Here is a 26,552-nt window from a genome sequence, read left to right on the forward strand (position 1 = left end):
CCGCGAACGACGTCCCCGTCGTCTAGAGGCCTAGGACACCGCCCTTTCACGGCGGCGACACGGGTTCGACTCCCGTCGGGGACGCCACTCTCTCGGTTCATGACTTAAGCCCCGCCTCGTGCGGGGCTTAGTCGTTTTGGGCTGGCAGCTTGACAAACTGTCTCCCACAGAAGACATTCTCCGATGATCGAGATCCGCCAGACCGACCGCTTCGCCGCTTGGATAGAGAGCTTGCGGGATGATCGGGCTCGCATGCGGATCGAAGTGCGCATCCGCCGGCTTCAGCTCGGCAATCCCGGCGACACGAAGCCGGTGGGCGAGGGGGTCAGCGAACTGCGCATCGATTACGGCCCCGGTTACCGCGTCTATTTCATCCAGCGCGGCGACACGCTGATCGTGCTGCTGGCCGGCGGAGACAAGCGGTCCCAGGACCGCGACATCGCCGCCGCCATCGCGCTGGCGCGGGACCTCTAGACGTGCAGCCCGATAAAGGAGGGAAGCATGGGCCGAACCGAGACCCGTCCCTGGGACATCGTCGACAGCCTGGACAGTGACGAGCGCATCGCCGCCTATCTGGATGCGGTGCTGGAGGATGGCGATCCGCAACTGATCGTCGCGGCGCTCGGCGACATCGCCCGCGCAAAGGGGATGACGGAGGTCGCTCGCAACGCCGGGCTCGGCCGCCAAAGCCTCTACAAGGCGCTGTCACCGGACGGCAACCCGGAATTCGCCACTGTCCTGAAGGTGATCAAGTCTCTCGGACTTCGCCTGACCGTCAGTCCATAGCGCCTTCTGCGCCCTTATCGATCTCCCGTTCCTTCTCACCGGCCGCACCCGACATGACCACCCCCGCCATCCCCCTCAGCGTCGCCCCGATGATGGACTGGACCGACCGGCATTGCCGGTACTTCCACCGTCTGCTGTCGCGCTCGACCCTGCTCTATACCGAGATGGTAACGACCGGCGCGGTGCTGCATGGCGACCGCGAGCGGCTGCTGGGATTCGATGCGGCGGAACATCCGGTCGCGCTCCAGCTCGGCGGCTCCGACCCGGCGGACCTCGCCGCCTGCGCCCGCATTGCGGAAGAGTGGGGCTATGACGAGGTGAACCTGAACGTCGGCTGCCCCAGCGACCGCGTGCAGTCCGGCCGCTTCGGCGCCTGCCTGATGGCGGAACCCGATCTGGTCGCCCGGCTGGTCGGCGCCATGCGCGAGGCCGTTTCGATCCCCGTCACCGTCAAGTCGCGCATCGCCATCGACGAGATGGAGGAATGGCCGACGCTGGACCAGTTCATCCGCACCGTCTCCGCCGCCGGCTGCAGCCACTTCATCGTGCATGCCCGCAAGGCCTGGCTGAAGGGGCTCAGCCCCAAGGAGAACCGCGACATCCCGCCGCTGCGCTACGACCTCGTCCACCGGCTGAAGGCGGAATACCCGCAACTGACCATCGCCATCAACGGCGGCATCCGCACGCTGGACGAGGCCGAGGAGCATCTGGGCAAGGTCGACAGCGTGATGATCGGCCGAGCCGCCTATGAGACGCCATATCTGCTGGCCGACGCCGACCGCCGCCTGATGGGCGGGGAGCCCGGCCCCGACCGCCATGCGGTGATCGAGGCCATGCTGCCCTACATCGAGGCGCGCATGGCGCTGGGCACGCCCCTGTCCTCCATCACCCGTCACATGCTGGGCCTGTTCCAGGGCCTACCCGGCGCCCGCGCCTACCGCCGCCACATCGCCGAGAACGCTCACCGCCCCGGCGCCGGCCCCGAAGTGCTGGATCGCGCTGCGGCTTTGGTGCGGTGCCGTGGGGCGGAAGATGCCGGCCTGGACAGCGAGGCCGCCTGACCGGCCTCCGAAGTCCGCGGGCGGCCGTGCTCCCGTCTTTCGGTCTCAGACCGACCGGACCGACGCGATGAAGCTCATCACCTCGCCGCGCAGTTTTTCAGCTTCATGGGCGAGGTCGCTGGATGCCCCATGGACATTCGACGCGGCCGATCCGGTTTCCGATACCGACCGGGTGACGCCGGCGATGTTCGACGACACCTCGCCCGTGCCGCGGGCGGCTTCCATCACGTTGCTGGCGATGTCGCGGGTGGCGGCACCCTGTTCCTCGATGGCGGCGGCGATGGTGGTGGTGATCTCGCTGATCTGGCCGATGGTCAGGCCGATGCCCTGGATCGCCGTTTGCGCCCCTGCGGTGGCCGATTGGATCTCCTTGACCTTCGCCTGGATCTCATCGGTCGCCCGCGCGGTTTGGGTGGCCAGCGCCTTCACCTCGGAAGCAACAACGGCGAAACCTTTGCCTGCCTCGCCAGCGCGGGCTGCCTCGATGGTGGCGTTCAGCGCCAGCAGGTTGGTCTGCCCGGCGATGGAGTTGATCAGGTCGACAACCGCGCCGATCTGATGGGCGGTTTCCACCAGCGCCTGCATGCTGGCGTTGGTCTGGTCGGCCTGTGTCACTGCTTCGCCCGAAATGCGGGTGGAGGTGGAGACCTGACGGCCGATCTCGCGGATGGAGGCCGACAACTCCTCCGTCGCCGACGCCACCGTCTGGACATTGACCGAAGCCTGCTCCGCCGCTGCCGCAACCGTGGTTGCCATCTGGCTGGCAGAGTCGGCGTTTCTGGACATCGCGCCGGCGGTGTTCTGCATGGTCTTTGCCGCGGCCGCGACCTGTTCGACGATGTGCATCGCCTGCCGGTCGAAGGACTGGATCAACGCCTCCAGTTGGGTGGCGCGCCGCTCCTTCGCCGCCTGCTCTGCTGCTTGTTCGGCGGCCATGCGGTCTGCGGCGATCATGTTGTCCTTGAACACGGTGACGGCTGCAGCCATGCCGCCGATCTCGTCCTGGCGGTCCAGACCGGGAATATCGACGCTCATGTCGCGGTCGGCCAGCCGGCGCATTGTATCGGTCAGGCGGTGGATCGGCAGGGCGACGCGGCGGTTGGCGATGGCAAGTCCGCCCGCGGTCAGGCCGGCGGTCAGCAGCAGCAGCAGCAGGGCCGAAATCGCGTCGGAGCGGGCGTCGTCCAGATCGCTGGCCGACTGGCCGACGATTCGGTCTACTGCAGACAGAGCCACATCGACGATATAGCCCTGGGTCGCCGTCTCCTCCGGCCGCAGCTTGTCCAACGAAACCGGCGACGGCTTGCCGGACGAAAGGGCGGTCAGGATCGCCTTGCGTTGGTCGGCGAAGCTGCCCTCGAAATTGGCCTTCGCCTTCTGCATCGCAGCCAGGATGCTCGGATGCGTACCCGGGCGAGCCGCAGCTTCGATCACCTGCGCCCAGGTCTGGATGCCGCGGCCGAGATAGTCTGCGACGATCAGGTCATCCTCCCGCGTCCAGGCCTGTCCGGTGCCTATGGCATTCTGAATGCGGAACGCCATGATGCCCATGTTAAGGCGCGTGGCCCAGGCAGCGCGCTTGATCGTCAGCAGGGCGCCTACTTCGGCCGACGCGTTGATGATGGTGGCGTCGAGCAGGTCCGTGGTGGCGGCCAGTGCGTCGAGGAATTCGTTCTGGCTCTTCAGCCAACTATCCGCCAGTCCCTTATCGCGCGCTGACAGCGGCTTTCGCAGGGCCTCGTCGGTTGTCTTGCGCGCCTGTTCCAGCTTGTCGAAACTTGCGCGCAGCCGCTCTGCCGCAGCCGGTGCGCCCGGTAGATCGGCGCCGGCGAGCGCCGCGATGATGGCACGGTAGCCGTCCGACGAGGTGCGGCGTTGGTTGGCGAGGTCCTGCTCAACGCTGCCGCCGATGGTCTTGTCCGCTCCAAGGGCGGGTGTAACGAGGCCGCGCTCAAGCCGGGTGGCAAGCAGTGTCTTCAGCAGATCCCGGCTCGTTACGCTCAGCGTCGCAACGCGGTCGGCGCCGCGGTAGCGGGAGATAGCATCCACGAGAATGATCGAGTTTTGAGCGATCAGCAACAGGCCGAGCGCAAGAGTTACCAGCCCGATCGTTGTGCGGACGGAAAGAGAAGACAGAAATTTTTTCATTGGTTCGACCTCATGGAAAACAGACCTGTCGCTGGTGCTATCCAACCCAGGGTTCAGTATCTCCCTGATACGGTTTAACAACGATTAATCCTGTTGCGCGGGCAGCCAATCACCGCTTTCACGATTATTTTCTGGGGGGCGGTCCATTGGGGGCGCTTGCCCGGCGGCGAGGTGCCGGTGATCGCAACGATGGGACCGATCCCATGACCGCGCCCGAAAGCGCCTGCGGCTGCGTCCGGTCGTCCCGACGCGCGGTCCTTCCGGCAGAAACGCGGAACAGCGGCCTGAAAGATGTTCCGCCATGTTTCGGGCAGTCCGGTCAGGAACCGCAGGCAGCCTCCCATTGGGGAATATGCGCCCAGCGTCCCGCACCGCTTGCGTGCGGGCGGGCACCTCGCTAACTATGCCCACTTCATCGGACGGAGTGTAAGCGGTGCGGTACGTCAGCACGCGGGGCGCGGCCCCGGTCTTGGGTTTCGAAGACGTCCTTCTTGCCGGGCTGGCGCGCGACGGCGGCCTCTATGTGCCGGAAACCTGGCCGCAGTTCACGGCCGACGACATCCGCGCCATGCGCGGTCTGCCCTACAGCGAGATCGCCGTCCGCGTGATGCTGCCCTTCCTGGGGGGATCAATCGCCGAGGACGAGTTCCGCGCCATCGTCCGCGATGCCTATGCCAGCTTCGACCACGCCGCGGTGACCCCGCTGGTGCAGGTCGATCCGACTACCTGGGTGCTGGAGCTGTTCCACGGTCCGACGCTGGCCTTCAAGGATGTGGCGCTGCAACTGCTCGGCCGCCTGTTCGATCATGTGCTGGCCAAGCGCGGGCAGCGGGTGACCATCGTCGGCGCCACCTCCGGCGACACCGGATCGGCCGCCATCGAGGCCTGCCGCGACCGCCAGAACGTCGACATCTTCATCCTGCATCCCAAGGGCCGCACGTCCGAGGTGCAGCGCCGGCAGATGACCAGCGTGCTGTCGTCCAACGTCCACAACATCGCGCTGGACGGCACCTTCGACGATTGCCAGGACCTCGTGAAGGCGATGTTCAACGACGGCGCCTTCCGCGACCGGATGGGGCTGTCGGCGGTGAACTCGATCAACTGGGCCCGTATCATGGCCCAGATCGTCTATTACTTCACCGCCGCGGTGGCGTTGGGCGCGCCCGACCGGAAGATCGCCTCCACCGTGCCGACCGGCAATTTCGGCAACGTCTATGCCGCCTATGGCGCCCGCGCCATGGGGCTGCCGGTGGAGACGCTGGTGGTCGGCTCCAACAGCAACGACATCCTGGCGCGCTTTTTCGCCAGCGGGAGCATGGTCGCGGCGCCCGTCGTGCCTACCTTGTCTCCCAGCATGGACATCCAGATCTCTTCCAACTTCGAACGGCTGCTGTTCGACCTGCTCGACCGCGACGGCAATGCGGTGACGGAGGCGCTGAACCGCTTCCGCGCCGAGGGCAAGTTCGCGGTGACCGACGCGCAGCTCGCCCGCGCGCTGGCCATCTTCTCCGGCCACCGGGTGGACGAGGCCGCCACGATGGCGACCATCGCCGATGTCTGGAAGGGCAGCCTCTATCTGCTCGACCCGCACACCGCGGTCGGCATCGGGGCGGCCAAGGCCGCGGTCGCGGCCGGCCGGGTCGATCCGTCCGTTCCCATGGTGGTTCTCGCCACCGCCCATCCCGCCAAGTTCCCCGACGCGGTGGAAAAGGCGACCGGCCGCCGGCCGGAGCTGCCGCCGCGCCTGTCCGATCTTTATGTGCGCGAGGAGCGCCTGTCCGAACTGCCGAACGATCTGGCGGCGGTTCAGGACTTCGTCATCGCGCGCGCCCGCGCCGCCCAGGAGGCCGCATGAGTTCCATTCGTGTGACGACGTTGCCCAACGGGCTTCGCGTCGCGACCGACACCATGCCCGACGTGCAGTCCGTTTCGCTCGGCTGCTGGGTCGGGGTTGGTACCCGCAACGAGGCGGCGAGCGTCAACGGCGTCGCCCATCTCGTCGAGCATATGCTGTTCAAGGGCACCCGCCGCCGGTCGGCCTTCCGCATCTCCGAGGAGATCGAGAATGTCGGCGGCCAGCTGAACGCCTACACCACCCGCGAGCAGACCGCCTATTACGCCAAGGTCCTGCACGAGGATGCGCCGCTGGCGCTCGATATCCTGTCCGACATGATCCAGCACTCCACGCTGGACGCCGAGGAGTTGGTGCGCGAGCGCACGGTGGTGCTGCAGGAGATCGGCCAGAGCGCCGACACGCCCGACGACATCATCTTCGACCATTTCCAGTCGACCGCCTATCCGGGGCAGGCCATCGGCCGTCCGGTGCTGGGCTCTGCCGAGATCGTCGGCGCGCTGCCGCGCGAGGCGCTGGTCGATTACATCGCCGGCCATTACGGCGCCCCCGGCATGGTGCTGAGCGCCGCCGGCCGGATCGAGCATGACCGCATGGTCGATCTTGCATTCAAGGCCTTCGGCGACCTGCCGAGCGGCGCCCCGCCCAAGCCGGAGCCCGCCAGCTATACCGGCGGCGACTTCCGCGAGGAGCGCGACCTGGAGCAGATGCACCTCGTGCTCGGCTTCGACGGGGTGGGGGTCCATGATCCCGACTTCTACGCCCATTCGGTGCTCTCCACCCTGCTGGGCGGCGGCATGTCGTCCCGCCTGTTCCAGGAGGTGCGGGAGAAGCGCGGACTGGTCTATTCCATCTACACCTTCACCGGCGGTTACCATGACGGCGGCCTGTTCGGCGTCTATGCCGGCACCGGCGAGGACGAGGTGGCGGAACTGATCCCGGTCGTCTGCGACGAGATCGCCAAGGTCGGCGCCGACGTCACCGAGGACGAGGTCGCCCGCGCCCGCGCCCAGCTGAAGGCCGGGACGCTGATGGCGCTGGAAAGCTCCATGTCGCGTTGCGAGCAGCTGGGTCAGCAGATCCTGATCTACGACCGCCCGGTTCCGGTGGAAGAGATCGTGGCGAAGATCGACGGCGTCGACCGCGACGCCGTGGTCAAGGCCACCAGCCGACTGCGTGCCAGCCGCCCGACCGTCGCCGCTCTCGGCCCGATCGCCAAGCTCGAAAGCTACGACCGCATCGCGGAGCGTCTCGCCTGACGATGGCGGCTGCGGTGCCCCCTCCCTCCCACGGCTTCGCCGCGGGTCACTCCCTCCCCCGCCCTCGGTCGGTCGAAGACCGATCCGATCGCAGGAGAGGGGATGTTTGCGATGAGGCGGCAGTTCCCTCTCCCACCGAAGGTGGGGGAGGGTTAGGGAGGGGGCCGACCACCCCGGCATTGCGATGATCCGCCTTCTCGGCAGCGGCCTCATCAGCCCGCCCGCGGTCCGGCTCGACGGTCCGAACTGCTACATCCGGCCGCCGCTGCCGCGCGACTGGCGCGAATGGGCCGACCTCCGCGCCGCCTCGCGCGCCTTCCTCACACCCTGGGAGCCGACATGGCCGGCCGACGCCTTGACGCGGGCGGCCTTCGCCCGGCGGCTGCGGCGGCAGGCGCAGGAGTGGCGGGACGATCTCGGCTACAGCTTCCTGATCTTCGACCGGGGAACCGACGCCCTGGTCGGCGGGCTCGGCCTGACCAACATCCGGCGCGGCGTGGCCCAGATGGGGACGCTCGGCTATTGGGCCGGCCAGCCCTATGCCCGCAACGGCTATGTGTCCGGCGGCACCCGGCTGGTCCTGGAGTTCGCCTTCGGCCAGCTCGGCCTGCACCGGGTCGAGGCCGCCTGTCTGCCGACCAACCTGCCGAGCCGCGGCCTGCTGGAAAAGGTCGGATTCAGCCACGAAGGCTATGCCCGCGGCTATCTGCGCATCGACGGCGCATGGCGCGACCATGTCCTCTACGCGATCCTGCGCGAGGAGTGGAAGGGCTGAGTCCTCCGGCCCTTAGCGCTGGTCCAGCTTGATCTCGATCCGGCGGTTCTTCGCCAGCGCCTCGTCCGACGTGCCGGGATCGATGGGCTGGAATTCGCCGAAGGCTGCGGCTGCGAGCCGTTCCGCCGGAATGCCCTGATCGACCAGGAACTTCACCACCGACAGCGCGCGTGCCGAGGACAATTCCCAGTTGGAGGCGAACTGGAAGCGCACCGGCTTGATGTCGGTGTGGCCGTCCACCCGCAGGACCCAGTTGATGTCGGACGGAATCGCCTTGCCGATCTCGATCAGCGTGCGGGCGAGATCGGCCAACCGCTGCTTGCCGGCCTCCTCAAGGGTTGCCGAGCCCGACGGGAACAGCAGCTCCGACTGGAAGACGAAACGGTCGCCGACAATCCGCACATCCGGCCGGTTGCCCAGCGCCTCGCGGACCCGGCCGAAGAACTCCGACCGGTAGCGGGCGAGGTCCTGAACCTTGGCGGCGAGTGCCTGATTGAGCCGGGCGCCCAATTCCGCGATCTGCACCTTCTGCTCGGCCGAGGCCTTCTCCGATACCTCCAGCGCCGCCCCGATGCGGGCGAGCTGTTCGCGGAGCGCCAGAAGCTGCTGGTTCAGCAGGTCGATCTGCTGCTTGCTTCGCGTACCCTCGGCCTGCTCGCCGGTCAGTGAGGCCATCAGATCGCGGATGCGGATGTCGCGCTGCTCCAGATCCTTCTGGGCCTGGGTCCGGCTGTCGGTCAGCTGCGATTCGAGCGACTTCAGCCGGATGTCGCGCTGGTCGATCTCCTTCTGTGCCAGCATCGTCTTCTCGGCGGCAGAGGCCAGTTCCGACTCCAGAGCCTTCGCCCGGTCGCGGGTGGTGCCGAGTTCCGCCAGCAGGGCCTGACGCTGCTGTTCGGTCAGCTTGGCAGTGGCAGCGGCGGCGGCCAGTTCGCCTTCCAGCTTCTGCCGGGCGTCGCGCAGGGCCTTGATGTCGGCCTGCAGGCTGAGGATTTCCTTCAGCTTCAGGTCCAGCGTCTCGCGGTCGACACGGACGTTGCGCTGCAATTCCTCCAGCGTGCGGGCGGTGCGGTCGCGGTCCTCCTGCAACTGGCTCAGCGACAGGGTCATGTCGTCGCGCGCGGCGACGGAGGTCTGAAGCTCGGTCGACAGCTGGGTGATGTTGACGCGGAGATCGGCGTTCGCCTCCCGCTCCATCGCCAGCAGGTCGTTCATTTCCGCGATCTTGCGGTTGAGGACGGTCAGCTGCTCGTCACGGCCGGTCAGCGCGGTGGCGAGGTAGAACTGGGTGACGATGAAGACCATCAGCAGGAAGATGACGACCATCACCAGGGACGACAGGGCGTCGACCCAGCCGGGCCAGGCGCTGGCGTCGCGATGGCCGTTGCGGCGGCTGATGCTGGCCATGGATGCTCCCGGCGTTTGCCTTGGGTGTTCTGGGTGTCAGCGTTGCTGCTGGTCGGCTTCTTCGGCCAATGCGGCGATGGTGCGGGCCAGCAGCTTGATCTCGCTGCGGATCTCCTGCACCGCCTGGACGCGGCCGTTGGAGGATTCCTCGACGATGCGGGCGAGATAGATGTCCATGTTGCGCAGATGCTGGCGCGAGGCGTCGTCGAAACCGCCGCCCGCACTCTCCGCCAGCCGGTCGAGCAGGCTCCTCACCTCCAGCTGGTTCTCGCCCAGCCGCAGGAGAAGCTGCTGTTCCGCCCGCATATGGTCGGTGAGGCTCGACAGCCGCTCGGTCAGCGCCATCAGGTTGGCGTTGGCGGCGCGCCGGCCTTCCTCGGCGGTGGCGACGGTGCGCTGCAGGGAGTCGAGATTCTCCGCGGTTTGCTCCAGCAGGGCGGTCAGATAAGCGGAGGCGGCATGATCGCCCGATTCGAGCCCGCCCGCCGCACCGCTCGACAGCCGGGTGGCGCTGGACAGCCAGTCCTCCAGATCCTGGAAGAAGCGGTTGTGGGCCTGGCTGGCCTGGAGTTCGAGGAAGCCCAGAACCAGCGACCCGGCGAGGCCGAACAGCGAGGAGGAGAAGGCCGTCCCCATGCCGACCAGCGGCGCTTCCAACCCCTGCTGCAGATGGGAGAACATGGTGCCGACGTCGCCGCCCTGCACCGACAGGCTGCCGATGACGCCGCCGACCGACTGAACCGTGTGCAGCAGGCCCCAGAAGGTGCCGAGCAGGCCGAGGAAGATCAGCAGGCCGATCAGGTAGCGCGACAGCTCCCGCGATTCGTCCAGCCGCGAGGCGATGCCGTCCAGCAGCGAGCGCATCGACAGCGCCGACAGGGTCAGCCGGCCGCGCCGTTCGCCCAGCATGCGGGCCATCGGGGCCAGCAGCACCGGCTCCTGCAGCGAGGCGGGGGCGACGCCGCTCTGATACTGCTCCAGCCACGCCACCTCGGGGCGCAGCATCAGGACCTGACGGAAGATGAAGGCAATGCCGGCCAGCAGCGTCGCCAGGATGACGCCGTTCAGCGGCGCGTTGTTGAGGAAGGCGGCGCGCAAGGCTGGGAACAGCAGTCCGCACACGGCACCGACCACCACCAGGAACAGGATCATCCGGGTCAGGAACCGCTCCGGGCGTGTCATGAGGGAGGATACCTCCAGCGGTCGGGTCGACGGGGTCGTGGCGGTCATGATGCTCCGAAGGGGTGTTCCGGTCAGACCTTGCCCAGGGATGGGCCCACGGGTGGAGCGCTATTCGTTCAAGAAGACAACATCGATCCGGTCCGGCGTTCCGCCCGTCTCGTCGAGGCCCAGTGCGCGGACATCGACCCGGCTGCTGCGGATGCCGAAGGCGGTCAGCCGCTCCCGCAGGGCCAGCGCCCGGGCGAGCGAGCGCTGCCGCGCCTCCCGCGCCGTGTCCGCGGTGCCGCTGGCGTAGGAGCGCAGCTGCAGACGGGCGGTGTCGCTGGCGCGCAGCCGTTCGACGATCCGGTCGACCGTGGCGTCCGCGGTATCCGGCAGATTGGTGGTGTCGGCCGGGAACACAAGGCTCAAAACGCTCGAAGGTGGCAGCGTCGCCGCAGGGGGTGCCGCTTCCGGGGGAGGGGGCAATGCCGCGGTGTCGGTCCGCGGGGTCGCCGGCTCCGGTCCGGCCGTCGGCGCAGGCACTGCCTGCGGTGGCGCGGTGGCGATAGCCGGAGCGGACGGCGCTTCCGGCCGCGAGGCCGGCGGCTGCGCCGGGCCTTCGGTCATCTCCGGTGGGGGCGGCGCTTCCAGCGGTTGCGGCAGCACGAGGCGCGGCGGCGCCTTGACGGCCGGCGGGGTGCGCAGGTTGGGGCGCGGAGGCACGGACAGCGGAACGGCGTTTTCCAGAGTCAGCCCGGTGGCGACCTGTGCATTCGCCGGAGCGGCGTTTGCCGGAGCCGCGGCCGACAGGGCGGCTGGATGCAGCGCCCAGGCCACGCACAGCGCGGCGGCGACGGCACGGTGTCTGCGGTCGGCGTGTCCCCAGCGGCCCAAAACGATGCGTCCCGTTAAACCCTTGTCGTGCAAACCATAACCTATCGATCGCACCAGCGACAACCGCTCATCCGTCCCGCCCCGGTGCGGGGCAGGGCGGGTGGGCTTGGCCGGAGCTGGCGAGGGGCTCAGCCCTTGGCGGACTTCAGCAGGCGGGCGACCGGGACCTGGAGATGGCTGTTGGTGGCCAGCACGTTGCCGGTGAAGACCGGATTGCGGCCGCCCTCGATCTCGCCGACGAAGCCGCCGGCCTCGGTGACCATCAGCACGCCGGCTGCACAGTCCCACGGAGCCAGCCCGCGCTCCCAATAGGCGTCGAAACGGCCGGCGGCGGTGTAGGCGAGGTCGAGCGAGGCGGCGCCGAAGCGGCGGATGCCCGCGACCTCCTTCATCACCGCCTCCTGCTCCTTCAGGAAGCCGGCATGGTCGCCGCGGCCCTTGAAGGGGATGCCGGTGGCCAGAACGCAGTCTTCCAGCCGGCGGCGTTCGGACACGCGCAGGCGGGTGTGGTTGACGAAGGCGCCGGCGCCCTTCTCGGCCCAGAACAGCTGGTCGCCGATGGGAGCGTAGATGACGCCGGCGACGATCTCGCCGTTGCGCTCTGCGGCGATGGAGATCGCCCAGTGCGGCAGGCCGTGTAGGAAGTTGGTGGTGCCGTCGAGCGGGTCGACGATCCAGCGCGCCTCGGCGTCGCTGCCCTTGGACGCGCCGCTCTCCTCCATCAGGAAGCCGAATTCGGGACGCCCCTTCTGCAGCTCCTCGCGCAGGGTGCGTTCGGCCTTCAGGTCGGCGGCGGACACGAAGTCGGCCGGCCCCTTGCGCGACACCTGGAGGTGTTCGACCTCGCCGAAGTCGCGGACGAGACCCCGGGCAGCCTTTTCGGCGGCGCGGACCATGACGTTGATGAGAGCGGAGCGGGTGGCCATGGGTGTTGGTGTACCGTTTTATGCAGGAACCAGAAAACAATACACCGGCCTCCGCGCTTGGCGAAGACCGGTGATGGCAGGACGGACCTGGGAAGGATCAGTCCTTCGCGCGCTCGACATACTCGCCGGTGGCGGTGTCGACGACGACGCGGGTCCCGGCCTCGATGTGCGGCGGAACCAGGATCGACACGCCGTTCTCCAGCTTGGCCGGCTTGTAGGAGGAAGAGGCCGTCTGGCCCTTCACCACCGGGTCGGACTCGGTGATCGTCAGCGTGACCTTGCCGGGGATCTCGACGCCCAGCGGCGAGCCTTCATGGCTCTGCACCGTGACTTCCATGCCGTCCTGCAGGAAGACGGCCGGGTCGCCGATGATGTCGCGCGGGATCGCGACCTGCTCGAAGCTTTCCTTGTCCATGAAGGTGAAGCTGTCACCTTCGGCGAAGAGGAAGGTCATCTCATGCTCGTCCAGGCGAGCGCGCTCAACGGTTTCCTGGGTGCGGAACCGCTCGGTCGACTTGTTGCCGGTGCGAACGTCCTTCATTTCCAGCTGGATGAAGGCGCCGCCCTTGCCAGGCTGCACGATGGCGGTTTTGGTGATGACCCAGAGCTTACCGTTGTGCTCCAGCACATGGCCGGGGCGCATCGTGTTGGCATTGACCTTCATGGCGTACTCGTGAATTCCAGAATCAGGGCGGCGCGGACCCTACCAGCTTGACCGCCCATAGGCAACGGCGCGGAACGGTAAACAGGCGCGATCCGCGACGCGGGCGGACGATTCTTTGGCGAATCGGCGTCTGCTTCTTGGAATCGCTCCAGGAGTGGAACGTTTGAAACAATTTCCCGGCCCCTGTTCACTGTTCCATCCGCACCTGTCCGCAGATCGGCCGCAGATCGGCAGCCGGTCCGGCAAGAGTAGCACGGGGCCTTGCCCGGCGATAAGCGCGCGCAGCAAAACCGGCCGCCCGGTGTGATGCCGCTGTGACCGATGCCGACCCGGCTTGAGTACGCCGCCCGTGGGTGTTCTGATGCGCCGGCACCCCTTTCGACTTTGCAGAAGAGCGCGCCGCATGCCCGCCAACCGATCCCCCGAGCTTCCTCCCTGGCATCCCGAGGCGCTGGCCCGACGCCGGCCCTATCTGGCGGCGCGCAGCCGGGTGCTGAACGCCGTCCGCCGCGTGTTCGAGGAGCTTGCCTTCGTCGAGGTGGACACGCCCGCCCTGCAGGTGTCGCCGGGGATGGAACCGCATCTCCAGGCTTTCGCCACTGAACTGCAGGGTCCTCATCCGGACGACCGCCGGCCGCTCTACCTGCACACCAGCCCGGAATTCGCCATGAAGAAGCTGCTGGTCGCGGGCGTGCCGCGGCTTTGGCAGCTGGCGCATGTCTACCGCAACGGCGAAAGGTCGGGCACCCACGCGCCGGAATTCTCGATGCTGGAATGGTATCGCGCGGGCGACGGCTACCGCACCCTGATCGAGGATTGCCAGCTGCTGTTGCAGGCCGGGGCGGAAGCGGGCGGGCGGCGGAGCTTCACGTTCCGCGGCATGACCTGCGATCCCTTCGGCACCTGGCGGGTGCTGACCGTGCCGGACGCCTTTCAGGAATACGCCGGCATCGACCTGATGGCGACCTATGACGGCAGCCACGATCCCGACCCGGCGGCGCTGGCGGCGGAGGCTGCGCGCATCGGCATCGCGCCCCATCACGGCGACCGCTGGGAGGATATTGTTTTCCGCATCATGTTCGACCGGATCGAGCCGCATCTGGGCGGCGGCGTGCCATGCGTGCTGAGCGACTATCCGCTGTGCATGGCGGCACTGTCGCGGCCGAAGCCGGAGGACCCTCGGCTGGCGGAACGGTTCGAGCTGTATGCCTGCGGCCTGGAACTGGCGAACGCCTTCGGCGAGTTGACCGACCCGGCGGTGCAGCGCGCTCGCTTCGAAGCCGACATGGACTTGAAGGAGCGGCTCTACGGCGAGCGCTTCCCGGTGGACGAGGATTTCCTCGCCGCGCTGGAGCATGGCATGCCGCAGAGCAGTGGAATCGCCATGGGCTTCGACCGGCTGGCGATGCTGTGCAGCGGGGCCGAGAGCATCGAACAGGTGTTGTGGCTGCCGGTGGCGGGTGTGTGAGGGGGATGCATTGCGTGGATTGGATAGGAAACGGGAGGTGCGCGGCCCTTGAAGATTCTCGCCGCGCGCCCCCCTCACCCTAACCCTCTCCCCAGGGGGGAGAGGGGATAACTCGTGTGGGAGAGGGCAATCACCCTCAGAACGTGAACTTCGCCTGCAGGCCGATCAGGTCGATGCTGCTCTTGTACTCCGCGGTCAGGTTGCCGCGACCGGCTTCGGCGCCGGTCAGGTCGTCGGTCAGGTCGACCGAGGCCTTCGGCACGAAGACATGGGAGTAAGCGGCGTCGACGCGCAGGCTGTCGGTCACCTGATAGCCGGCACCCACCGACAGCCAGTAACGGTTCTGCTCCGGAATGCGGGGCGTGCGGTATTCGACGTCGACCGCGCCCTTGTCGAAGGCGATGCCGCCGCGCAGCGTCAACTTGTCGGTCACCTTGTAGGAGGTGCCGAGCGCGTAATACCAGGTGTCCTTCCAATGCTCTTCGGTCAGGGAGTTGAGCGCCGGGTTGGCGATGTTGACCCGCAGCTCCTTGAAGCGCGACCAGTTGGTCCACTGCACGTCGGCCATCACCGCCCAGCGGTCGTTCACCTCGTGGTACAGGCCGACGGAGGCGATTTCCGGCGTGATCAGGTCGGCATTCGCCGCCTGGGAGGGCAGGGCCCCGGCCAGCGATGCGGGGAGACCGGTGAAGGAGATGTTGCCGCTCAGCGTATGCTTGACCGCCGACCGGTAGCCGATGCCGATGCGCGTGCCCTTCATCGGTTCGATCAGGGCGCCCAGCGAAACGCCCCAGCCCCAATCGTCGCCGGTCACGTCGCTCTTGACGTCGAGCGCGCCCGGACGGCCCAGCCGGCTGGCGCCGAAGTCGGACGACTGCGACAGCTTGGCCTTGGCGTACTGGATCTGCACGCCGCCGCCGATGATGATCATCGGGTTGATGCGGTACGACACCGTCGGCACGAAGTTATAGGTGCGCAGATCCGACCGGATGCCGTGATAGCGGCCGATCCAGCTGTCGCCGTAATCGGTGACGAGGCCCCAGGGACCGTTGGCCGACAGGCCGACCTTCAGGTCGTCGCTGATCGAATAGACGAAATAGCCGGCCGGGACGATGGCGTCCTGCGCGATGTCGCCGGGCGAGGCATTGCCGCTGATCGCAGTGCCGCCGAGCCGCCGGGCGCGGGTGGCGCTGGCGCTGTCGACCTTCGACTTCACGATGACGCCGGTGGCGGTCTGAACCGCCTCGATCCCCGTGACCAGGCCCATGGTCGCCGGATTGTAGAACATGGAGCTGGCATCGCCGTTGCCGCCGGCGGTCACGCCGGCATAGGCGGTGCCCTGGCCCGATACGCTCTGCTCCTTCAACGCAAATCCGGCGGCGAACGCGGTCGAGGCGGTCGCGATCGGTGCGGTTACCGCAATGGCGGCAGCGGCGGTCATCAGGCGGGTCTTGAGCGTCATCGGAGACATGGTTCCTTCCCCAAATTGTGTTATTGACCCAATGATACACAAACTGACGCTTACGTAAAGAGCCGCCCGCCGCTTTTTGTTGGCTGCACAAGCAGTGTTGCGGCCCTGCATCGGTTCCAAAAACCGGAATGGAAAAGTGGCCGCAAGGAGGCGTCACCGGCGGGAGCAGGCTCGCCGGCCGGGGCGCCGCCTTGCGGCGGAATTAGATCGGATCGCGTAAAATCGGGATCGATTTGGAGCGTGAATCCGATCGCCAAACATAAAGCTACAGCGTCGTGCGTTTCATATTAAACGCACGACGCTGTATCCAGTGATTTCAGTGGAGAAAAAGCGCCGGTGGCACCCGGCGCGTCAGGCGATCCAGGCGACGGCGGCAGCGAAGAGTTCGCGCAGGATGTTGTGCTCGTCGCTCCACACCAGTTTGGCGGTGATGACGACGGAGGCTACGACCAGCATCGGTCGGACGACTCGGGCGCCGTTGCGGATCACCATATGGGCGCCGAGCTGGGCGCCGATGTATTGGCCGACGCCCATCAGCAACCCGATCGTCCACAGCACATGGCCGCCGATGATGAAGAACAGCAGCGACGCCACGTTGCTGGTCAGGTTCAACACCTTGGTGTGGGCGGTCGCCCTGCGCAGATTGTGGCCGAGCAACGAGACGAAGGCGATGGCGAAGAAGGTGCCGGTGCCCGGCCCGAAGAATCCGTCGTAGAAGCCGATGCCGGTGCCGATGCTCAGCGCGAAGGCATGCTCGCCGATGCGCTGGTGGGCGTCGACATCGCCGGCCTTGGGCGACAGCAGCAGATAGATGGCGATGCCGATCAGCAGGATCGGGATGACGTCGCGCAGGAAGCTGGGATCCAGCATCTGCACCAGCGTGGCCCCGGCCCCGGCGCCGACGAAGGTGCAGAGGATCATCGTGCGCATCGCGCCCGGATTGACCTCGCCGCGGCGGACGAACTTGATGGTGGCGGACAGCGACCCGAAGCTGGACTGCAGCTTGCCGGTGGCCAGCGCCTCGGCGGGGGACAGCCCGGCGGCCAGCAGGGCTGGGATGGTCAGAAGGCCGCCGCCGCCGGCGATGGAATCGACGAAACCGGCCAACAGGCCGACGGCGAACAGGATGCCCAGCGACTCGGGCGTCAGAAGATCCATGATCCTGGGAAAGTCCGCTTAGGGGTGCCGGCCGGCAGGGCCGGCATATGTACGCTCAGCCGGTCGAACCGGCAAGCGCCGCCTCAATGGCGGCGTTCAGCGCCCGGACTCCGGCGCCCGGACCCTGGGGATGACCCCAGACGGCGTTCACCACGGCCAGGAAATCGGCGCCCGCGGTGACCAGCGGCGCGCAATTGTCGGCGGTGATGCCGCCGATGGCGACGCAGGGGACCTCCATCAGCTCCGACCACCAGCTCAGCAGTTCCGGCTCCGCCTTGTACTCGGCCGTCTTGGTGGTGGTGGGAAAGAAGGCGCCGAAGGCGACGTAATCGGCCCCCTCCTCGCCGGCGATCATGGCGAGATGGCGGCTGTCATGGCAGGTGACGCCGACGATGGCGTCGTTGCCGAGAATCTTGCGGGCCTCGCGATAGGGGGTGTCCTGCTGCCCGACATGGACGCCGTCGCAGCCGGTTTCCCGCGCAAGACGCGGATGGTCGTTCAGGATGAAGGCGACGTCCCGTTCCTGCGCGATCGGGCGCAGCAGGTCGCAGGCGCGACGGATGTCGTCCTCGGAACAGTCCTTGAGGCGCAGCTGCACGCAGGCGACGTCGCCGGCATCCAGCGCTTCCCGAAGAAGCGGCGCGAACGCCGCCGGCTCCAGGGCCGGCGGCGTCACGAGGTACAGACGGCAGGCGGGAGGTTCCGCCTGCGCCGGCTTTCCCTTGGCCAAGTGTTACTCCCGGCCCTGGTAGATCTTCATGATCCGGTCGAGCAGCTTCAGCGCATCCTCGCGCGGGCGCTGGAAGGCGTTGCGGCCGATGATCGAGCCGTTGCCGCCGCCGTCACGGATGGCGCGGGCGTCCTCGAACACCGCATCCTCGCCCTTGGTGGCGCCGCCGGAGAAGACCACGATGCGGCGGCCGTTGAAGGTGCACTGCATGATGTGCTTCACCCGCTCCGCCTGGGTGGCGATCGGGATGTTCTTGGACTCGTAGACCTTCTTGGCCTCCGCCTGCTCCAGATGGGCCGACGGCAGCTTCACCTTGATGATGTGGGCGCCGAGCAGGGCGGCCATGTGGGCGCCATAGCCGATCACGTCGATGGCCAGCTCGCCGTCCTTGGAGACGGCGCCGCCGCGCGGGTAGGACCACAGCACGGTGGCGAGGCCGTAGGACTTCGCCTCTTTCGACAGCTCGCGGAATTCCTCGTACTGGTTGTACATGGCTTCCGAGCCGGGATAGATGGTGAAGCCGATGGCCGAGCAGCCCAGGCGCAGGGCGTCCTGGATCGAGGCGGTCACGGCCTGGTCGGCATTTTCCTTCTGGGTGGACAGCGAGTTGGCGCTGTTCATCTTCAGGATCAGCGGGATCGAGCCGGCGAAGGTGCCGGCGCCGGCTTCCAGCGAGCCCAGGGGGGCGGCGTAGGCGTTGCAGCCCGCGTCGATGGCCAGCTGGTAATGGTAGTGCGGGTCATAGCCGGCATCGTTCGGGCCGAAGCTGCGGGCGGGCCCGTGCTCGAAACCCTGGTCGACCGGCAGGATCACCAGCTTGCCGGTGCCGCCGAGCTTGCCTTCCATCAGGATGCGGGCGAGGTTCGCCTTGGTGCCGGGATTGTCGCTCTCGTAGTTGGCGAGAATGTCTTTGACGCGGCGCGTGAGCTTCATTGTGGCTCTTCCCCTGGGGCATTCTTGGAAATGGCGCCGTCTTAGCCCGTATTCGGCCGCTTTGCAACGGTGGGAGGGGCATAAAGCGGCCATTTGCCACGCCTGAACGGCCTAGGGCGTGTGGACGGGCCAAGCCCGCAAGGTGGGTGACGCACCCACCAAGGTGCTAAGGCAGAAGGGTGTGCAGCGCGATGTACAACCCATAGCCGGCACCGCCCAGAACCGCCCAGGCCCCGGCCGTCAATCCGATCCAGACCGCCAGCAGGCGGATGCCGCGCATCTTCTCCGGTCCCGCACCGGGACTGGCGGGCCCCAGCCCGCTTCGGTCGGCCGGCCGGCCGCTTGCGGAGTGCCCCGGACGGCGAGGTTGCGCGACCGTCGAGTCCGGCGTGGTCAGCGAGGTGATGCTCATGGGCGGGTCATCCGGCATCGGAGGGAGGGTGCGGTGTCACAAAAATATCCTTACGCGACGTTACACCACCTTTGCGCGGCGGGGCTGTGCGAAAAAGCGGTAGTCCCACCCTAACCATGGTCGCGTGCCAGCCAGCCGCGGCATAGGGCCTCCAGCGCGGCGGCGCTGCGCCGATCCCGGCCTTCGGCGGGGGTGGCGGCTGCAAGGTCGAGGATCGCCGGGCAGCGGGTCAGCAGCGCCGCGCCGCGGGCAGCGGCGATGGCGGCCAGCCGGTCGGCCATGTCGGGCCGGCCGGTGAACAGGAGCAGGCGCAGGCCGGCCGTCAGCGCCCCCTGTGCCTCGCCGGCGCGGTCGCCGCAATCGAGCAGGCCGGTGACCTCCAGTTCCGGATAGGCCTTGCGGACCCGCTCCACCACCCCGCGCAGCCACAGGGCGCCGGCCGTCGGCGGAGCCATCAGCACGAGAGGCGTCCCGGCCGAGTCGGCGGCGGCGGCGGCGGGCAGGGCGTCGTCCAGGCCGCGAATCAGGATGGGACGGAAGGGCGAAGGGGCGGTCATCGGCAGGTTGGGGCAGGTTGGGGCAGGTCGGGGCAGCGGGGAGGGGCGGCGCAGTTTAGCCGCGGCCGGCAGCCGCCGGAACGGGCGAATCGGAGATCCGGCCGGGCGTGATCCTGCGGATGAGAGAATTGAGGCAGGTCAAACCCTGTGCTCGCGGTCCCGGAGTATGGTCGGTCGCATCGGACCCAATCTCTGGGGACAGGGTGCCAGCGCGCCGGGGTCCGTTTCATGGGAATCGATTCCCCGGGAATGCCGCGATGATGGAATACAAGGGTTACAAGGCCCAGATCGACTTCGACAACGACGCAGGCGTCTTTGTCGGCGAGGTCATCAACACCCACGACGGCATCACCTTTACAGGCCGCTCCGTGGACGAGCTGCGCGAGTCCTTCCGCCGTGCGGTGGACGATTATCTCGACCTGTCCTGCGACATGGGCGGCGATGGGGAGCAGCCCTTCTCCGGCCGCCTCTCCATCCGCATCAACCCCATCCTGCACCGGGCCATCGCCGACTGCGCCGCCCGCGAGGGCAAGAGCCTGTCGGCCTGGATCGCCGATTGTCTTGGCCGGGCGGCCGGGGTGGCGAAGGTAAAGGCGAGCTGAGGATTCGCAAAATGCGATGCCGATTGCCTGTGCCGGTCCGGTGGCTTGGCATTCTGGCATCCGGGCCGTGGGTGGGAATTGCCCGCATGCGTTGAGATGCATGGGTATGTTCCTCTTGCCCAACTGGCATTGCAATTGCTCATATCTCCCCAAAGAATAAAGGGGGATTGCGCTATGAGCGGATTCAAACTGACATTGCGAGCGAAACTATGGGCTTTGGTCGTGCTGGCCGGCGCCATCTGCATTGCATTGGCCGCTTCGGCATTGTGGCTGAATCAGCGCAGCACGCTGGAGGACCGTAAGGAGACGCTGCGCTCCGTCGTGCAGACCGCCCATGGGCTCGCCGCCGGCTACGACGCGGAGGTGAAGGCCGGACGCCTGACCCGCGAGCAGGCGTTCGAGCGGTTCAAGGCGAACATCAACACGATGTTCTACAACGGCAAGGATTACATCTTCGTCCTCGGCACCGCTTACCAGGCAGTCATTCACCCGGTCCGCCCCGACGTGATCGGCAAGGACCAGCGCGACATGAAGGATGCCAACGGCGTCTTCTTCTCCCGCGAGATGGTCGACACCGCCCGCAACAAGGGCGAGGGTTTTGTCGGCTACAGCTATCCCAAGGCGGGCGGCGACGTGCCGCTGCCCAAGCTGAGCTACGTCAAGATGTTCGAGCCGTGGCAGGTGATCATCGGCACCGGCGTCTACATCGACGACCTGGAAGCCCGCTTCATGCGCAGCCTGTGGACCATGGCGGCCATCGTCGGCGGGCTGGCCCTGCCGGTGGTGGCGCTGATCGCGCTGGTCGGCAACTCGATCAGCCGGCGCATCCGCCGCCTGTCCGACAGCATGCGCAGCCTTGCCGACGGCAACCTGTCGGCCGCCGTTCCCGAGACCGGCAGCGGCGACGAACTGGGCGACATGGGCCGCGCCGTGGAAGTGTTCAAGCTGAATGCCGAGGCGAGCCGGCGCCTGGAGGCCGAACAGGCCGAGACCGCCCGCCGGGCCGAGGAGGACAAGCGGCAGGCGATGGACCGGCTCGCCGCCCGCTTCGAAGGGACGGTTGGCGGCATGATCCGCTCGGTCTCCACCACCACCGACGAATTGGGGCAGAAGGTGCGGGCGATGTCGCATGCCGCCGCGCAGACCAGCCAGCTCGCCGGGCTGGTGGCCAGCGCCAGCGACGGCACCGCTGCCAACGTGCAGACCGTGGCCGCCGCGTCGGAACAGCTTTCCAGCTCCATCGTCGAGATCGGCCGGCAGGTGTCGGAGGCCAGCCGCGTCGCCAACGAGGCCGTCGGCATGGCGCAGGAAGCGACCGGCCGCATCGGCAGTCTGGCCGAGGCGGTGGAGCGGATCGGCACCGTGGTCGGGCTGATCAACTCCATCGCCGGCCAGACCAACCTGCTGGCCCTGAACGCCACCATCGAGGCGGCGCGCGCCGGCGAAGCGGGCAAGGGCTTCGCGGTCGTGGCGAGCGAGGTGAAGGCGCTGGCCAACCAGACGGCGAAGGCGACCGACGAGATCGGCGGCCAGATGAGCGGCATTCAGTCGGTGACCGGTCAGGCGGTGACGGAGATCCAGAGGGTGTCCGCCGTGATCGAGCGGCTGAGCGCCATCGCCACGACGATTTCCGCCGCGGTCGACCAGCAGAATGCCGCAACCGCGGAGATCTCCCGCTCGGTCCAGCAGGCCGCCGCCGGAACCGGCGAGGTGTCGTCGAGCATCTCCGGCGTCACCGCCGCATCGGACGAGAGCGGCCGCACCGCCCGCGAACTGGTGGAGGCGCTGGGCAAGCTTTCGGAGGAGGCCGCCGGGCTGAACGCCCAGGTCGGGACCTTCCTGGCGACGGTGCGGGCGGCTTGAGGGGAGGCGTCGGCTTGCGCTTGCCCCCTCCCTAACCCTCCCCCTCTTCGAGGGAGAGGGGACTGCCGCCGCGTTGCAAATTCCTCCCTCTCCTGCCGAAGGCGGGGGAGGGAAGGGGCCCATGCGCAGCATGGGAAGGGAGGGGGCAAGCGAACTCCACCACAAAAAAGGCGCCTCCCTTGCGGAAGGCGCCTTTCTCTTGATCCGGCGAGGCTTACTTGGCGTTCGCCATGGCGACGGCGGTGTCGCTCATGCGGTTGGAGAAGCCCCACTCGTTGTCGTACCAGGTCATGATGCGGACGAAGTTGCCGTCGATGACCTTGGTCTCGTTCAGCGCGAAGATCGAGCTGTGCGGGTCATGGTTGAAGTCGGTCGAAACCAGATCTTCGGTGTAGGCGCCCAGCACGCCCTTCAGCGGGCCGTTGGCGGCATCGCTGATCGCCTTGGTGATCTCCTCGACCGAGGTGGCGCGGCCAGCGGTGAACTTGAAGTCGACGACCGACACGTTCGGGGTCGGAACGCGCATGGCGGTTCCGTCCAGCTTGCCCTTCAGCTCCGGCATGACCTTGCCGACGGCCTTGGCGGCGCCGGTGGAGGTCGGGATCATGTTCAGGGCCGCCGCGCGGGCGCGGTGCAGGTCCTTGTGGTTGGTGTCGACGATCCGCTGGTCACCCGTGTAGGAGTGGATCGTGGTCATGAAGCCCTTCTCGATGCCCACCAGGTTGTGGAGGACATGCGCGACCGGGGCCAGGCAGTTGGTGGTGCAGGAGGCGTTGGAGACAATCTTGTGCTCGGCCGTCAGCTTGTCATGGTTGACGCCATAGACGACGGTGATGTCCTCGTCGGTGGCCGGAGCGGAGATCAGCACCTTCTCGGCGCCGGCTTCCAGATGCTTGGCGGCATCGGCGCGCTTGGTGAAGATGCCCGAGCATTCCATGGCGATCTGGACGCCCAGATCCTTCCACGGCAGCTTGGCCGGGTCACGCTCCTGCACGACCTTGATGGAATGGCCGTTGACGATCAGAACGCCGTCGCCGGTCTCGATGGTGCCGGGGAAGCGGCCGTGGACGCTGTCGTACTTCAGCAGGTGCGCGTTGGCCTTCAGATCGGCCAGGTCGTTGATCGCCACGACCTCGACGTCCTTGCGGCCGCTCTCGTAGATGGCGCGCAGAACCAGACGGCCGATGCGGCCAAAACCGTTGATCGCTACCCGTACAGCCATGACTTCCTCCAGTTGGATATGGGGCGCCCAAAATCGGCCGGACGCCCCTTCGGCTTCTCTCAGAGACGCGCCTTAACGGCGTCCACGACCGCTTCGGCGGTGATGCCGAAGTGCTTGTACAGTTCCTGGTAGGGGGCCGATTCGCCGAAGCCGGCCATGCCGACGAAGGCGCCCTTGTCCCCAGCGCCGCCCAGCCAGCGGTCCCAGCCCAGACGGATCGCCGCCTCGACGCCGACGCGCACGCCGGTGCCCAGCACCGAAGCCTTGTACGCATCGTCCTGTCGGTCGAACAGTTCCCAACTCGGCATAGACACAACGGCGGTGCCGATGCCCTCAGCCTGCAGGGCCTTGCGGGCCTCCATCGCCAGCGACACTTCCGAACCGGTGGCGAGGATGGTCGCCTTGCGCTCGCCCTCGGCCTCGGCCAGGACATAGGCGCCGCGGGCCGACAGGTTCTCGGCCGTGTGCTCGGTGCGCAGGGTCGGCACATTCTGGCGGGTCAGCGCCAGGACCGACGGGGCGCCGGTGGCCTCCAGCGCGATCTGCCAGCATTCGGCGGTCTCGACCGCGTCGGCCGGGCGCAGCACCAGCAGGTTGGGGATGGCGCGCAGCGCCGCCAGATGCTCCACCGGCTGGTGGGTCGGGCCGTCTTCGCCGAGACCGATCGAGTCGTGGGTCATCACGAAGATCGAGCGCTGCTTCATCAGCGCGGCCAGACGGATCGACGGGCGGCAGTAGTCGGCGAACTGCATGAAGGTGCCGCCATAGGGGATGACGCCGCCATGCAGCGCCATGCCGTTCATCAGCGTCGCCATGCCGTGCTCGCGCACGCCGTAGCGGACGTAACGGCCGGCGAACTCGCCCTTGCCCTTCACGTCGGCGGTGTTCTTGACCTTGGTGTTGTTCGACGGGGTCAGGTCGGCGGAGCCGCCGATCATCTCCGGGATCGCCGGGACCAGCACCTCCAGCGTGTTGCCGGACGCGACGCGGGTCGCCCAACTCGGCTTCTCGGCACTGACCTTCTGCTTGAAGGCGACGATGGTGTCGACCAGCGCGGAGGGCACGCCGCGGCCGAAGGCCTCGTCGAACGCCTTGCCGGCGGCCTCGGTGAGGCCGGCGCGGCGGTCGGCCCAGGCGGCATGGGCGTCGGCGCTGCGGGATCCTGCGGCGCGCCAGGCGGACAGAACCTCGTCGGGAACGATGAAGGGCTCATGGGTCCAGCCGATGGCCTCGCGGGTCGCGGCGACCTCGTCGGCGCCCAGCGGCGAGCCGTGGCAGCCGTGGGTGTTGGCCTTGTTCGGCGCGCCCTTGCCGATGATGGTACGGCAGGCGATCAGCGTCGGCTTGTCGGTGGAGGTGCGGGCCTGGGCGATGGCCTTCGACACGGCGTCGGTGTCGTGTCCGTCGACGGCGATGGTGTTCCAGCCGTAGGAGCGGAAGCGCGCCTGGGTGTCGTCGGTGAAGCTGAGGTCGGTCGAGCCGTCGATGGAGATGTGGTTGTCGTCCCACAGCACGATCAGGCGGTTCAGCCCGAGATGGCCGGCGAGCGAGCAGGCCTCGTGGCTGACGCCCTCCATCAGGTCGCCGTCCGAGGCGATGACGTAGGTGTAATGGTCGATCAGCTCGTCGCCGAAGCGGGCGTTGGTGATCCGCTCCGCCAGCGCCATGCCGACGGCGGTGGAGACGCCCTGGCCCAGCGGACCGGTGGTCATCTCGATGCCCAGGCTGGGATCGACTTCCGGGTGGCCGGGGGTCAGGCTGTGCAGCTGGCGGAAGCGCTTGATCTCGTCGATGGTCATCCGCTCGTAGCCGGTCAGGTAGGCCAGCGAGTAGATCAGCATCGAGCCGTGGCCGGCCGACAGCACGAAGCGGTCGCGGTCGGGCCAGGACGGGTTCTTCGGATCGAACTTCAGGAACTGGGTGAACAGGACCGTGGCGACGTCGGCCATGCCCATCGGCATGCCCGGGTGGCCGGACTTCGCGGCCTCGACCGCGTCCATGGAGAGCGCGCGGATCGCGCTGGCCATCGTGTGGAGGGAGGGCTGGGCGGAGGCAGCGGACATCTGGCGTTTCCTGCGGGGTCGGGCGCGGTTGCGGCGTCGGCGACGATGCCAAGTCAACGGGTGTGGCGCGGTCGCCGGATGAGGCGCCGCGAAACGGGCGCACCATGCAGAACCGCCGTCCGCAGGTCAACATGGGAATGGGGTAAGGAGTAGGGGCTATCGCGCATGGCTCCCTCTCCTTGGGCGGGAGAGGGCGTTTATCGTCAGATGCGAAGTTTCCCGCCCTCTGCGGCCTTCCGTCACGTTTCGGGATTCCGCATGGGCATTCGGTGGAAGAGTCCGTCGTGACGGTTGACGAGGTCGGCGTGCCGGCCCAACTCTATGCGCTCCGATAAGGCAGCGGTTTGGCTTGGCGGACAGCCGCTCGGGCGCCTTCTGCCCCTTGAACATGACGTGCCCACAGGTCGAGGTTGACGTCCATGGATTCCCTGAAAACCGCTCTCGACCGTCTCGGCCGCGCCGTGGACCGGCTGGAACATGCCGCGACGGCCCGCGAGGAGCGGGTGGTCCGGCGCGAACAGGACTTGTCGCAGGCGCTGGAAACCGCGCGGGCGGACCGGGCGACCGCCCAGGCCACCGCGGAGGCGGTGTCGCAGCGGCTGGAGGTCGCCATCGCCCGACTGCAACAAGTGCTGGAGAGCTGACGCCATGGCCCAGGTCGACATCGAAGTGAACGGCCGTTTCTATCGCATGCTGTGCGAGGACGGGCAGGAGGCCCGGCTGCGGGAGCTGGCGGCCTATGTCGACGACCGGCTGCGCCGGCTGACCGGCGGCGGCCGCAGCGGGTCGGAGGCGCAGATGATGCTGATGACCTGCCTGGTGCTGGCCGACGAGCTGCAGGATGTGATGTCCGGCAAGGGGATAGCCCCCGCCGTGGACGAGGGCGCGGTGGTCGGCGAACTCGATCGTGTGGCAAAACGCATCGAAGAGGTTGCCGCGCGGCTCGAGCGCGCCTAGATTGGGTCTCGGAAGGACCGCTGCCTGGTTCGATAGGCTGCAATAATCCCCAGGGCCGATAACCTTGATCTCTAGGGAGCTGTCCCTGTCCGGCCCAATGGGCCGGGTATATGGCGCCCACCTGCTCATGCAGGCCATGGAGGATAGGCACATGGCCACCGGCCGAGGCGGCACCTTCCA

General features: G+C 67.6%; 25 protein-coding genes, 1 tRNA gene and 1 other RNA gene. 13 read left to right on the plus strand and 14 right to left on the minus strand.

What is annotated here, in order from left to right; all coding sequences use genetic code 11:
- The first annotated feature begins 11 nt into the window (after nt 1-11).
- The 4 genes from AZOLI_RS03395 to dusA all read left to right on the plus strand — a co-directional run bounded on the left by AZOLI_RS03395 (nt 12) and on the right by dusA (nt 1,847).
- Nucleotides 12-87: transfer RNA gene (locus AZOLI_RS03395), tRNA-Glu, on the plus strand.
- A gap of 96 nt (nt 88-183) precedes the next feature.
- Entirely contained in the window at nt 184-474 is a 291-nt protein-coding gene (locus tag AZOLI_RS03400; protein WP_014247178.1) for a type II toxin-antitoxin system RelE/ParE family toxin, read from the plus strand.
- Between the two features lie 27 nt (nt 475-501).
- Nucleotides 502-786 (plus strand): addiction module antidote protein, encoded by a 285-nt coding sequence (locus AZOLI_RS03405; protein ID WP_014247179.1) that lies wholly within the window; start codon nt 502-504, stop codon nt 784-786.
- A gap of 53 nt (nt 787-839) precedes the next feature.
- Nucleotides 840-1,847, plus strand: coding sequence for a tRNA dihydrouridine(20/20a) synthase DusA (dusA, locus tag AZOLI_RS03410; protein ID WP_014247180.1), 1,008 nt, complete (start codon nt 840-842; stop codon nt 1,845-1,847).
- A 45-nt stretch (nt 1,848-1,892) separates the two neighbouring features.
- Here the strand turns inward: dusA and AZOLI_RS03415 are convergent, their stop codons facing one another.
- Nucleotides 1,893-3,896, minus strand: coding sequence for a methyl-accepting chemotaxis protein (locus AZOLI_RS03415; RefSeq protein ID WP_244442514.1), 2,004 nt, complete (start codon nt 3,894-3,896; stop codon nt 1,893-1,895).
- Nucleotides 3,897-4,428: 532 nt separating this feature from the next.
- Between AZOLI_RS03415 and thrC the strand changes: the two genes are divergently transcribed.
- The 3 genes from thrC to AZOLI_RS03430 all read left to right on the plus strand — a co-directional run bounded on the left by thrC (nt 4,429) and on the right by AZOLI_RS03430 (nt 7,881).
- The gene (thrC, locus tag AZOLI_RS03420) at nt 4,429-5,850 is read left to right on the plus strand and encodes a threonine synthase (protein WP_014247183.1); all 1,422 of its coding nucleotides are present in this window, start codon (nt 4,429-4,431) and stop codon (nt 5,848-5,850) included.
- Nucleotides 5,847-7,106, plus strand: coding sequence for a M16 family metallopeptidase (locus AZOLI_RS03425; RefSeq protein WP_014247184.1), 1,260 nt, complete (start codon nt 5,847-5,849; stop codon nt 7,104-7,106). Before thrC ends, AZOLI_RS03425 begins: the two co-directional genes overlap by 4 nt.
- Before the next feature lie 184 nt (nt 7,107-7,290).
- Nucleotides 7,291-7,881 (plus strand): GNAT family N-acetyltransferase, encoded by a 591-nt coding sequence (locus AZOLI_RS03430; protein WP_014247185.1) that lies wholly within the window; start codon nt 7,291-7,293, stop codon nt 7,879-7,881.
- Nucleotides 7,882-7,893: 12 nt separating this feature from the next.
- Here the strand turns inward: AZOLI_RS03430 and AZOLI_RS03435 are convergent, their stop codons facing one another.
- From AZOLI_RS03435 to efp, 5 genes are all read right to left on the minus strand, one after another.
- On the minus strand, nt 7,894-9,288 hold the full coding sequence (locus tag AZOLI_RS03435) for a peptidoglycan -binding protein (RefSeq protein ID WP_014247186.1): 1,395 nt from the start codon (nt 9,286-9,288) through the stop codon (nt 7,894-7,896).
- Between the two features lie 36 nt (nt 9,289-9,324).
- The gene (locus AZOLI_RS03440; protein ID WP_014247187.1) at nt 9,325-10,518 is read right to left on the minus strand and encodes a hypothetical protein; all 1,194 of its coding nucleotides are present in this window, start codon (nt 10,516-10,518) and stop codon (nt 9,325-9,327) included.
- 60 nt (nt 10,519-10,578) lie between these two features.
- Nucleotides 10,579-11,346 carry an OmpA family protein gene (locus tag AZOLI_RS03445; RefSeq protein WP_014247188.1) on the minus strand — a complete coding sequence of 256 codons (768 nt, stop codon included), beginning with the start codon at nt 11,344-11,346 and terminating at the stop codon, nt 10,579-10,581.
- 128 nt (nt 11,347-11,474) lie between these two features.
- Nucleotides 11,475-12,272 carry an inositol monophosphatase family protein gene (locus tag AZOLI_RS03450; RefSeq protein ID WP_014247189.1) on the minus strand — a complete coding sequence of 266 codons (798 nt, stop codon included), beginning with the start codon at nt 12,270-12,272 and terminating at the stop codon, nt 11,475-11,477.
- A gap of 97 nt (nt 12,273-12,369) precedes the next feature.
- Nucleotides 12,370-12,936 carry an elongation factor P gene (efp, locus tag AZOLI_RS03455; RefSeq protein ID WP_014247190.1) on the minus strand — a complete coding sequence of 189 codons (567 nt, stop codon included), beginning with the start codon at nt 12,934-12,936 and terminating at the stop codon, nt 12,370-12,372.
- Nucleotides 12,937-13,339: 403 nt separating this feature from the next.
- On the opposite strand from efp, the gene epmA reads away from it, so the two are divergent.
- Nucleotides 13,340-14,404, plus strand: a complete 1,065-nt coding sequence (epmA, locus tag AZOLI_RS03460; RefSeq protein WP_014247191.1) for an EF-P lysine aminoacylase EpmA — start codon at nt 13,340-13,342, stop codon at nt 14,402-14,404.
- A 136-nt stretch (nt 14,405-14,540) separates the two neighbouring features.
- Here epmA and AZOLI_RS03465 read toward each other — a convergent pair whose 3' ends face one another.
- The 6 genes from AZOLI_RS03465 to AZOLI_RS03490 all read right to left on the minus strand — a co-directional run bounded on the left by AZOLI_RS03465 (nt 14,541) and on the right by AZOLI_RS03490 (nt 19,665).
- On the minus strand, nt 14,541-15,866 hold the full coding sequence (locus tag AZOLI_RS03465; protein ID WP_014247192.1) for an OmpP1/FadL family transporter: 1,326 nt from the start codon (nt 15,864-15,866) through the stop codon (nt 14,541-14,543).
- A gap of 360 nt (nt 15,867-16,226) precedes the next feature.
- Nucleotides 16,227-17,033 (minus strand): TSUP family transporter, encoded by an 807-nt coding sequence (locus AZOLI_RS03470; protein ID WP_014247193.1) that lies wholly within the window; start codon nt 17,031-17,033, stop codon nt 16,227-16,229.
- A 55-nt stretch (nt 17,034-17,088) separates the two neighbouring features.
- On the minus strand, nt 17,089-17,763 hold the full coding sequence (gene thiE, locus AZOLI_RS03475; RefSeq protein WP_014247194.1) for a thiamine phosphate synthase: 675 nt from the start codon (nt 17,761-17,763) through the stop codon (nt 17,089-17,091).
- Nucleotides 17,764-17,766: 3 nt separating this feature from the next.
- Nucleotides 17,767-18,696 (minus strand): class I fructose-bisphosphate aldolase, encoded by a 930-nt coding sequence (locus AZOLI_RS03480; RefSeq protein WP_014247195.1) that lies wholly within the window; start codon nt 18,694-18,696, stop codon nt 17,767-17,769.
- 166 nt (nt 18,697-18,862) lie between these two features.
- Nucleotides 18,863-19,108, minus strand: coding sequence for a hypothetical protein (locus tag AZOLI_RS03485; RefSeq protein WP_014247196.1), 246 nt, complete (start codon nt 19,106-19,108; stop codon nt 18,863-18,865).
- 110 nt (nt 19,109-19,218) lie between these two features.
- A complete protein-coding gene (locus tag AZOLI_RS03490) occupies nt 19,219-19,665 on the minus strand; it encodes a hypothetical protein (protein WP_014247197.1) in 447 nt (148 codons plus the stop codon).
- Between the two features lie 257 nt (nt 19,666-19,922).
- Here AZOLI_RS03490 and AZOLI_RS03495 point away from each other — a divergent pair, with 257 nt between their 5' ends.
- Entirely contained in the window at nt 19,923-20,267 is a 345-nt protein-coding gene (locus tag AZOLI_RS03495; protein ID WP_014247198.1) for a type II toxin-antitoxin system HicB family antitoxin, read from the plus strand.
- Between the two features lie 174 nt (nt 20,268-20,441).
- Entirely contained in the window at nt 20,442-22,130 is a 1,689-nt protein-coding gene (locus AZOLI_RS03500; protein ID WP_044549590.1) for a methyl-accepting chemotaxis protein, read from the plus strand.
- Nucleotides 22,131-22,344: 214 nt separating this feature from the next.
- On the opposite strand, the gene gap is transcribed toward AZOLI_RS03500, so the two are convergent.
- Nucleotides 22,345-23,352 (minus strand): type I glyceraldehyde-3-phosphate dehydrogenase, encoded by a 1,008-nt coding sequence (gene gap, locus AZOLI_RS03505; RefSeq protein WP_014247200.1) that lies wholly within the window; start codon nt 23,350-23,352, stop codon nt 22,345-22,347.
- A 59-nt stretch (nt 23,353-23,411) separates the two neighbouring features.
- Entirely contained in the window at nt 23,412-25,415 is a 2,004-nt protein-coding gene (gene tkt, locus AZOLI_RS03510) for a transketolase (RefSeq protein WP_014247201.1), read from the minus strand.
- Nucleotides 25,416-25,834: 419 nt separating this feature from the next.
- Between tkt and AZOLI_RS03515 the strand changes: the two genes are divergently transcribed.
- The 3 genes from AZOLI_RS03515 (at nt 25,835) to ssrS (ending at nt 26,550) form a co-directional block, all read left to right on the plus strand.
- Nucleotides 25,835-26,059, plus strand: a complete 225-nt coding sequence (locus AZOLI_RS03515; protein WP_014247203.1) for a hypothetical protein — start codon at nt 25,835-25,837, stop codon at nt 26,057-26,059.
- 4 nt (nt 26,060-26,063) lie between these two features.
- Nucleotides 26,064-26,372, plus strand: a complete 309-nt coding sequence (locus AZOLI_RS03520; RefSeq protein WP_014247204.1) for a cell division protein ZapA — start codon at nt 26,064-26,066, stop codon at nt 26,370-26,372.
- 14 nt (nt 26,373-26,386) lie between these two features.
- A non-coding RNA gene (ssrS, locus tag AZOLI_RS30780) (6S RNA) lies at nt 26,387-26,550 on the plus strand.
- The last annotated feature ends 2 nt before the right edge of the window (nt 26,551-26,552 follow it).

It is taken from the genome of Azospirillum lipoferum 4B (assembly GCF_000283655.1).
Classification (GTDB): Bacteria; Pseudomonadota; Alphaproteobacteria; order Azospirillales; family Azospirillaceae; genus Azospirillum; species Azospirillum lipoferum_C.

Bases quoted from the DNA above. Each gene is read 5' to 3' on its own strand.
- AZOLI_RS03485 (WP_014247196.1), bottom strand. From the start codon at position 19,108: ATGAGCATCACCTCGCTGACCACGCCGGACTCGACGGTCGCGCAACCT.
- AZOLI_RS03470 (WP_014247193.1), bottom strand. From the start codon at position 17,033: ATGGATCTTCTGACGCCCGAGTCGCTGGGCATCCTGTTCGCCGTCGGC.
- AZOLI_RS03520 (WP_014247204.1), top strand. From the start codon at position 26,064: ATGGCCCAGGTCGACATCGAAGTGAACGGCCGTTTCTATCGCATGCTG.
- AZOLI_RS03495 (WP_014247198.1), top strand. From the start codon at position 19,923: ATGATGGAATACAAGGGTTACAAGGCCCAGATCGACTTCGACAACGAC.
- AZOLI_RS03500 (WP_044549590.1), top strand. From the start codon at position 20,442: ATGAGCGGATTCAAACTGACATTGCGAGCGAAACTATGGGCTTTGGTC.
- AZOLI_RS03465 (WP_014247192.1), bottom strand. From the start codon at position 15,866: ATGACGCTCAAGACCCGCCTGATGACCGCCGCTGCCGCCATTGCGGTA.
- efp (WP_014247190.1), bottom strand. From the start codon at position 12,936: ATGAAGGTCAATGCCAACACGATGCGCCCCGGCCATGTGCTGGAGCAC.
- AZOLI_RS03425 (WP_014247184.1), top strand. From the start codon at position 5,847: ATGAGTTCCATTCGTGTGACGACGTTGCCCAACGGGCTTCGCGTCGCG.
- AZOLI_RS03400 (WP_014247178.1), top strand. From the start codon at position 184: ATGATCGAGATCCGCCAGACCGACCGCTTCGCCGCTTGGATAGAGAGC.
- tkt (WP_014247201.1), bottom strand. From the start codon at position 25,415: ATGTCCGCTGCCTCCGCCCAGCCCTCCCTCCACACGATGGCCAGCGCG.
- AZOLI_RS03405 (WP_014247179.1), top strand. From the start codon at position 502: ATGGGCCGAACCGAGACCCGTCCCTGGGACATCGTCGACAGCCTGGAC.
- AZOLI_RS03435 (WP_014247186.1), bottom strand. From the start codon at position 9,288: ATGGCCAGCATCAGCCGCCGCAACGGCCATCGCGACGCCAGCGCCTGG.
- gap (WP_014247200.1), bottom strand. From the start codon at position 23,352: ATGGCTGTACGGGTAGCGATCAACGGTTTTGGCCGCATCGGCCGTCTG.
- AZOLI_RS03430 (WP_014247185.1), top strand. From the start codon at position 7,291: ATGATCCGCCTTCTCGGCAGCGGCCTCATCAGCCCGCCCGCGGTCCGG.
- AZOLI_RS03440 (WP_014247187.1), bottom strand. From the start codon at position 10,518: ATGACCGCCACGACCCCGTCGACCCGACCGCTGGAGGTATCCTCCCTC.
- AZOLI_RS03450 (WP_014247189.1), bottom strand. From the start codon at position 12,272: ATGGCCACCCGCTCCGCTCTCATCAACGTCATGGTCCGCGCCGCCGAA.
- dusA (WP_014247180.1), top strand. From the start codon at position 840: ATGACCACCCCCGCCATCCCCCTCAGCGTCGCCCCGATGATGGACTGG.
- AZOLI_RS03515 (WP_014247203.1), top strand. From the start codon at position 25,835: ATGGATTCCCTGAAAACCGCTCTCGACCGTCTCGGCCGCGCCGTGGAC.
- AZOLI_RS03490 (WP_014247197.1), bottom strand. From the start codon at position 19,665: ATGACCGCCCCTTCGCCCTTCCGTCCCATCCTGATTCGCGGCCTGGAC.
- epmA (WP_014247191.1), top strand. From the start codon at position 13,340: ATGCCCGCCAACCGATCCCCCGAGCTTCCTCCCTGGCATCCCGAGGCG.
- AZOLI_RS03480 (WP_014247195.1), bottom strand. From the start codon at position 18,696: ATGAAGCTCACGCGCCGCGTCAAAGACATTCTCGCCAACTACGAGAGC.